This is a genomic window from Aerococcus sp. L_32 (assembly GCF_050689315.1).
Genome location: NZ_JBOEQF010001272.1, coordinates 1 through 517, shown reverse-complemented (window position 1 = coordinate 517; position 517 = coordinate 1). Strand labels below are relative to the sequence as shown.

The following is a 517-nucleotide window of genomic DNA, read 5'->3' as shown; positions in this document are numbered from 1 at the left end:
TAAAGTGCGCTTCCAAGGACATCCACTTGAATTCGGCGTGTCTGAAGACATGATTGGTCGTGTATTCGATGGACTTGGTAACATCAACGATAACGGTCCAGAAATCATCGCTGACGAAAGCCGTGACATCAATGGTCAAGCCATTAACCCAATGGCTCGTGACTACCCGGATGAATTTATTCAAACTGGTATCTCAACAATTGACCACTTAAACACCTTAGTTCGTGGTCAAAAACTACCCGTATTCTCTGGTTCAGGTTTACCGCATAAAGAGCTTGCTGCCCAAATCGCACGTCAAGCCACTGTGCTAGGTGACGACGACCAATTCGCCGTTGTCTTTGCAGCAATGGGGGTTACCTTTGAAGAGGCTGAATACTTCATGGAATCATTCCGTGAAACAGGTGCCATCGACCGTTCAGTATTGTTCATCAACTTAGCGGATGACCCTTCAATTGAACGTTTAGCAACGCCAAAAATTGCCTTAACAGCAGCAGAATACTTAGCTTACGAAAAAGAT

1 pseudogene is annotated in these 517 nt (G+C 45.1%); it reads left to right on the top strand.

From position 1 onward, the window contains the following. A pseudogene (locus ACRCJ0_RS19285) lies at positions 1 to 517 on the top strand (V-type ATP synthase subunit B); the annotation flags it as partial.